The 5,881-nt window shown below is 66.2% G+C and carries 7 protein-coding genes, 1 tRNA gene and 2 pseudogenes; 8 read left to right on the top strand and 2 right to left on the bottom strand.

Annotation, left to right across the window (positions count from 1 at the left end; translation table 11 throughout):
• From Q8R27_RS09855 to Q8R27_RS09830, 6 genes and pseudogenes are all read left to right on the top strand, one after another.
• Nucleotides 1-726: pseudogene (locus Q8R27_RS09855) on the top strand (elongation factor 4); the annotation flags it as partial.
• A gap of 101 nt (nt 727-827) precedes the next feature.
• Complete coding sequence (locus Q8R27_RS09850; RefSeq protein WP_305595102.1) at nt 828-965, top strand: entericidin A/B family lipoprotein; 138 nt, start codon at nt 828-830, stop codon at nt 963-965.
• 113 nt (nt 966-1,078) lie between these two features.
• Nucleotides 1,079-1,477, top strand: coding sequence for a DUF983 domain-containing protein (locus tag Q8R27_RS09845; RefSeq protein WP_305595103.1), 399 nt, complete (start codon nt 1,079-1,081; stop codon nt 1,475-1,477).
• A gap of 87 nt (nt 1,478-1,564) precedes the next feature.
• The gene (locus tag Q8R27_RS09840; protein WP_305698854.1) at nt 1,565-1,723 is read left to right on the top strand and encodes a DUF3309 family protein; all 159 of its coding nucleotides are present in this window, start codon (nt 1,565-1,567) and stop codon (nt 1,721-1,723) included.
• Nucleotides 1,724-1,870: 147 nt separating this feature from the next.
• The gene (locus Q8R27_RS09835; protein WP_371134677.1) at nt 1,871-3,202 is read left to right on the top strand and encodes an MFS transporter; all 1,332 of its coding nucleotides are present in this window, start codon (nt 1,871-1,873) and stop codon (nt 3,200-3,202) included.
• A complete protein-coding gene (locus tag Q8R27_RS09830) occupies nt 3,192-3,893 on the top strand; it encodes a DUF599 domain-containing protein (RefSeq protein ID WP_305698853.1) in 702 nt (233 codons plus the stop codon). Before Q8R27_RS09835 ends, Q8R27_RS09830 begins: the two co-directional genes overlap by 11 nt.
• Here the strand turns inward: Q8R27_RS09830 and Q8R27_RS09825 are convergent.
• Nucleotides 3,890-4,231, bottom strand: coding sequence for an MmcQ/YjbR family DNA-binding protein (locus Q8R27_RS09825; RefSeq protein WP_305698852.1), 342 nt, complete (start codon nt 4,229-4,231; stop codon nt 3,890-3,892). The two genes, Q8R27_RS09830 and Q8R27_RS09825, sit on opposite strands and share 4 nt — an antisense overlap.
• Complete coding sequence (msrA, locus tag Q8R27_RS09820; RefSeq protein ID WP_305698851.1) at nt 4,228-4,881, bottom strand: peptide-methionine (S)-S-oxide reductase MsrA; 654 nt, start codon at nt 4,879-4,881, stop codon at nt 4,228-4,230. The genes Q8R27_RS09825 and msrA overlap by 4 nt, the downstream gene beginning before the upstream one ends.
• Nucleotides 4,882-5,041: 160 nt before the next feature.
• Between msrA and Q8R27_RS09815 the strand changes: the two genes are divergently transcribed.
• Nucleotides 5,042-5,131, top strand: a tRNA-Ser gene (locus tag Q8R27_RS09815).
• 333 nt (nt 5,132-5,464) lie between these two features.
• A pseudogene (locus Q8R27_RS09810) lies at nt 5,465-5,881 on the top strand (hypothetical protein); the annotation flags it as partial.

Below are 5,881 nucleotides of genomic sequence, written 5' to 3'. Positions count from 1 at the left end.
CGCGAGTTCGACCTCGACCTCATCGCGACCGCGCCGTCAGTGGTTTACGGCCTGCACATGCGCGACGGCTCTGTGATCGAGCTGCACAACCCGGCCGACATGCCCGATGTCATGTCGATTCTCGAAATCCACGAGCCGTGGATCGAGGCCACGATCTTCACGCCAGACGAATATCTCGGCGGCATTCTGAAGCTCTGCCAGGATCGCCGCGGTATCCAGACAGAACTCAGCTATGTCGGCGCGCGCGCCATGGTGAAATACGAACTGCCGCTCAACGAGGTGGTGTTTGACTTCTATGATCGTCTGAAATCGATCTCGAAGGGCTATGCCTCATTCGACTACAGCCAGATCGGCCGCCGCGTCGGCGATCTCGTGAAGTTGCAGATGCTGGTCAATGACGAGCCGATCGATGCGCTCTCGATGCTGACTCATCGAGGCCGCGCCGAACAGCGCGGCCGCGCCATGTGCGAGAAACTGAAAGACCTCATCCCGCGCCAGATGTTCAAGATCCCGATTCAGGCCGCCATTGGCGGCAAGGTTGTGGCCCGCGAAACCATCTCCGCAATGCGCAAGGACGTGACGGCCAAATGTTATGGCGGCGACGCCAGCCGTAAACGCAAGCTGCTCGACAAGCAGAAGGCGGGCAAGAAGCGCATGCGCCAGTTCGGCAAGGTGGAGATCCCACAGGAGGCGTTCATCGCCGCCCTGAAGATGGACGCCGACTAGGCGAGCCTGCGTGCTGCAGTGGTCAGCGGATTGATCGCAGCGCGGCCTTCAGGCTAAGAGTCATCAAGCTTCACCATTGAGTCGATCTGGAGATGACTTCGATGCGCCTTGTGATCCTCGCCGCCGCTTTCGGCGCAGCCCTGCTGGTCAGCGCTTGCAACACCGTTTCCGGCGTCGGAGAGGACGTCCAGGCGGCCGGCAAGGCCGTGACCACGACCGCGGAAGACGCCAAGCGCTGACGCATACGGGCCTCGCGACTTAGGTCTTGAGGTTCGGGACTCACGTTCATTGAGCGCCCCTGCGGCGTCGCGCCACCTACCGGGCGGGGCCTTGCGGAGTCATATGGACGTTCATGTCCCGTCGCCCTTCCTTGTTGCAGGCCATAGCGCGCGGCGTGCGTGGGCGCTGTCCTGCGTGTGGGGACGGCCCGCTGTTCTGGCGCTACCTGAAGGTCACGCCGCGTTGCGAGGCCTGCGGCCATGAGCTCGGTCGCCACCCCGCCGACGATGGCCCGGCCTATCTGACTATTCTTATCGTCGGTCACCTGGTCGTGGCGCCGCTGCTGTTCTTCCCGATCATCTGGCAGGCGTCGCCGGCGATCGTGCTGCCAGCAACCCTGATACCCCTGGCCGCGGTGACGCTTGCGTTGTTGCCACGTGTCAAGGGCGGCTTCATCGGCGTGCTCTACGTCCTTGGGGTCAAGGATACCGACGCCCACCTCCACACCGCCGACCCCGCCAGTCGCTGCTGAACCTTCGCCGCTGCGCGCGGGGGAACCTCTGCTGTTCGAACCCGTTTGCGACTCCCGACGGGGACAACGGCTGAGGAGAAGACGACGATGTCTTTGGGCACCATCCTACTGATCATCCTGATCATCGCTTTGATCGGCGCGCTGCCCAGTTGGGGCTATAGCCGTAACTGGGGCTATTTCCCGAGTGGCGGTCTGGGACTTGTGCTTGTGATTATCATTATCTTGGTCCTGATGGGTCGAATATAGACTTCGCAAGCCTGATCGAGTTCCAGAAGGCGGTCGCGTGGATCGCGTGACCGTCTCCTGGCTACTACCGGCGCCGGCGCCCCGTTGACGCCTTCACGCGACGCCAAATCTCGCTAGCATTGCGCCCGAACGGGTCGGGGGACGTGCATGGCGGCGACGGAGACGGGGGCCGACGCCCAGGCGCCACGGGACGTGGCGATGGGGACCGGGTCCTGGGCGCGCGCCAAGGCGATCCTCGGCGGTTCCGCCGGCAATCTGGTCGAGTGGTACGACTGGTTCGCCTACTCGTCCTTCGCGCTCTATTTCGCCCCGCATTTCTTCCCCAAGGGCGATCAGACCGCCCAGCTTCTGCAGGCCGCGGCGGTGTTCGCCGTGGGCTTTTTGGCGCGCCCCGTCGGCGCCTGGGCGATGGGGCTCTACGCCGATCGCGCCGGGCGGCGAACCGCGCTGATGGTCGCCGTCTTGATGATGTGCGTCGGCTCTCTGGTGATCGCTTTGATGCCCACCTACGCCCAGATCGGCGCGTTCGCACCGGCCGGGCTGCTGCTCGCGCGTGTGCTGCAAGGGCTGTCGGTGGGCGGGGAGTACGGCGCCAGCGCCACCTACATGTCCGAGGTTGCCGGCAAGACCCGGCGCGGCTTCTGGTCCAGCTTCCAGTTCGTGACCATGATCATGGGCCAGCTGGTGGCCATCGCCATCCTGCTGCTGCTGCAGGCGACGCTGTCGCCGGAGGACCTCGACGCCTGGGGCTGGCGCATCCCGTTCCTGATCGGCGGGGTGATGGCGGTGGTGGTGTTCTGGATCCGCCGCGGCCTGAAGGAGACCAAGTCATACACCGCCTCCAAGGAAGCCGGGCACGAGCGCGCCCACACCATGATGCTGTTCCGTAACCATCCACGCGAGACGGCGATCACATTCGGCCTGACGGCCGGCGGCTCCTTGGCCTTCTACGCCTACACGACCTACATGCAGAAGTTCCTGGTCAACACGACCGGCTTCGCCAAGACCACCGCCACGGGAATCATCGCGGCGGGCCTTGTCACCTTCATGCTCGCCTTGCCTCTGATCGGCTGGCTCTCCGACAAGTTCAGCCGCAAGGCGACATTGATCTTCTGCTTCGGCTGCGGGGCTGCGTTCACCTACCCGCTCATGTCGGCGATCAGCCGCGTCGACAACGCCTTCGCGGCCTATCTGATGGTCACCGCGCTGATGATCATCATCTCCGGCTATTCGGCGGTGAGCGCAGCGGTGAAGTCCGAGCTGTTTCCCGCCAACGTCCGGGCGCTGGGCGTCGCCCTGCCCTACGCCACCGCGAACGCTGTGTTCGGCGGCACGGCGGAGTACGCCGCACTGTGGTTCAAGCAGCAGAATCACGAGAACTACTTTTACATCTACGTTTCGGTGATGATGGCGGTGTCGCTGTCGATCGGCCTGCGCCTGCGCAACACGAACCGCACGAGCCTGATCCTTGAGGATTGACGTCTTCGGACCCGAGAACCTGGCCGCGCTCGGCGTCTTCGCGGTCTGCTGGCTGGGCTATCAGCCGCTGCAGCGGCTGCTGCTGCGCCGACGCAACACGCTGCACACCGACATGACGGTGATCCGCGGGGCGTGGATGCGCAACATGGCGCTGCGCGACAACCGGTTCATGGACGGCCAGCTCCTGGCCCAGACGCTGAACTCGGCCAGCTTCTTCGCCTCGTCGAACCTGCTGCTGATCGCGGCCGCCGCCGGCGTGCTGTTCGGCGGCGAGGCCACCTTCCGCAGCGCCTCCAGCCTGCTGGTGATCAAGACCTCCAGCCGCCTGCTGTTCGAGGCGCAACTGGCCCTGGTGATCGTGGCGCTGGCCCGCGGCCTGCTCGATTTCATCTGGTCGATCCGCCAGATGAACTACTGCCTGGCGGTGATGGGGGCGGCGCCGCTCACCGCGAGCGCTGAACAGGCGGAACAGTACGGCGCGGTGGCCGCGCGGCTGATCAATCCGGCGCTGTCGAGCTTCAACTCCGGCGTCAGGGGCTACTACTTCGCCCTGGCCGCCGCGGCCTGGCTGTTTGGGCCGATAGCGCTGGGCGTCGCCAGCCTGGGGGCCCTGGTGCTGCTGGTGTGGCGGCAGCGCCGTTCGCCGGCCGCCAGCGCCATCGCCGACCTGCGCAAGCTGCTGGACGGCTAGCGCAGGCCGAGGTCGCGACGTGCGGCCCGGGTCAGCTTCGCGGCCACCAGGGCGTGGGCGTTGCGCAGCAGGTCACACGCCTCATCTGGGTCCAGCGCCGCCAGGTCGTCAAACCGCACCCACTTCGCGCGCGCCAGATAGGGAGCCGGACGCGCCTGCCCGTCCTGGGTCAGCGCTTCGTAGGCTATATCGCTGACCTTGATCGACAGCCCGCCTCCAGACCCCGCCACCGCGAACATTTTGCCGCCGATCTTGTAGACGTGGTCGCCGCCCCACTGGACGTCCATGGTGACGGCGGCGAGCGCGCGGCAGGCGGCGTCGAGCGCCTCTGGGGTCAAGCTTCGACGCCGGTCCCGATCGGGCAGACCACGCCCGTGCCGCCGACGCCGCAATAGCCGTTGGGATTCTTGGCTAGGTACTGCTGGTGATAGTCCTCGGCGAAATAGAACGGGCCAGCCGGCGCGATCTCGGTGGTCACCTGACCATAGCCGCTCGCGCCCAGCGCCTGCTGGTAGGCGAGCTTCGAAGCCTCGGCGGCCTGCACCTGGGCGGCGTCCGCGCCGTAAATCCCCGAACGGTACTGTGTGCCTACGTCATTGCCCTGACGCATGCCCTGAGTGGGGTTGTGGCCTTCCCAGAACACCTTCAGTAGCTGCGGGTAGGTGATCGCCTTGGGGTCGTAGACGACCAGCACGGCCTCGGTGTGGCCGGTGCGACCGCTGCAGACCTCCTCGTAGGTGGGGTTGGGCGTTGAGCCTCCCACGTAGCCGACCGCGGTCACCCAGACGCCGGGCAGATTCCAGAACATCCGCTCCACACCCCAGAAGCAGCCCATGGCGAACACCGCGGTCTCGGAGCCCTCCGGGTAGGGCCCCTTCAACGGGTGGCCGTTGACGAAATGTGTCTGCGCCGTGGGAAGCGGGTGCGCGCGACCGGGCAGCGCAGTGTCGGCGGTGGGAAGCTCAAGCGTCTTCTTGAGGAAGAACATGGGGGGCACCCTCAGCTGGCGTGAAGCTCCAACATAGGCGCGGCGGCGGCCGATTGCACCCGCCCGAAGGCGCGTTGTCGCCCGGCGGCTTCTAACGCTTGCCGCGCCAGGGCTCATGAGTATATTGCGCGCCTCCCGGCGGGACGCCCTGGCGGCGCGGGGTGAGGTGGCCGAGTGGTTGAAGGCGCACGCTTGGAAAGCGTGTTTAGGTGAAAGCCTAACGAGGGTTCGAATCCCTCTCTCACCGCCAACCATCCGCCAGGTGGTCTCTGGCTCCCCGGCTCTAACCGAACGGGCGGATCTCGGGCCTCGAGCCCAGACCATCCATCTACGAGCTCATCGCCCCAACACTTGCTCGCAATGCCGGGCTAGTCTGCGGGCTCCTCGCCGCAGGTGACCCAATGGCGACGGTTCAACCCGTCGGCCCTGCCGCCTGCGCCTTAGGCGTCGCATAGGCGATGGGCGGGCCCAAATTCGGCCTGCATTGCGGGGAACTCAGCCGTTTGGCGTGAGTTTTAAATTCATCTCGCTGCAGCGCTTGGGCCGGGCAGGCATGACGAAGACAGCGTTGGAGCGTTTTCAAATGGCTAAAAGTTTCTCGCCCCTGGATGTGGAGCAAGACCGCCGGGCCTTCTTGGGGAAGGCTGCCGGCGTCCTTGTACCGCCCGCCATGGTGATGCTGCTCTCCACCAGTCTGGTTTCGCCCGCCATCGCCGCATCCGGTGGCGGCGCACGCGGCACGACCGGCGAAGGCTCCAATGACGGTAGCCCGCTGGGCCCACTTTTCGGCGCAGGCGCCGTAGGTGGTGCTGCGTCCTCAGCCGCGGCGGCCTCGTCGGCCGGGGTGGCGATCCCGCCCGTGGCGGCAGCGGCGTCAGCCGCCGTGCCCGCCGCCGCCGACGCATCAATGTATGGTGCGTCCGCCAGCTCGACCTCCCCGGTCGCTGCAACGCCCGCAGCCGCGAGCCCCCACCGCGCGCGCGCGGTCGCGCCCGCCGCG

It is taken from the genome of Phenylobacterium sp. (genome assembly GCF_030697305.1).
Lineage (GTDB): Bacteria > Pseudomonadota > Alphaproteobacteria > Caulobacterales > Caulobacteraceae > Phenylobacterium.
This window is presented reverse-complemented; position numbering and strand designations above follow the sequence as displayed.

Bases quoted from the DNA above. Each gene is read 5' to 3' on its own strand.
- Q8R27_RS09850 (WP_305595102.1), top strand. From the start codon at position 828: ATGCGCCTTGTGATCCTCGCCGCCGCTTTCGGCGCAGCCCTGCTGGTC.
- Q8R27_RS09845 (WP_305595103.1), top strand. From the start codon at position 1,079: ATGTCCCGTCGCCCTTCCTTGTTGCAGGCCATAGCGCGCGGCGTGCGT.
- msrA (WP_305698851.1), bottom strand. From the start codon at position 4,881: ATGTTCTTCCTCAAGAAGACGCTTGAGCTTCCCACCGCCGACACTGCG.
- Q8R27_RS09840 (WP_305698854.1), top strand. From the start codon at position 1,565: ATGTCTTTGGGCACCATCCTACTGATCATCCTGATCATCGCTTTGATC.
- Q8R27_RS09835 (WP_371134677.1), top strand. From the start codon at position 1,871: ATGGCGGCGACGGAGACGGGGGCCGACGCCCAGGCGCCACGGGACGTG.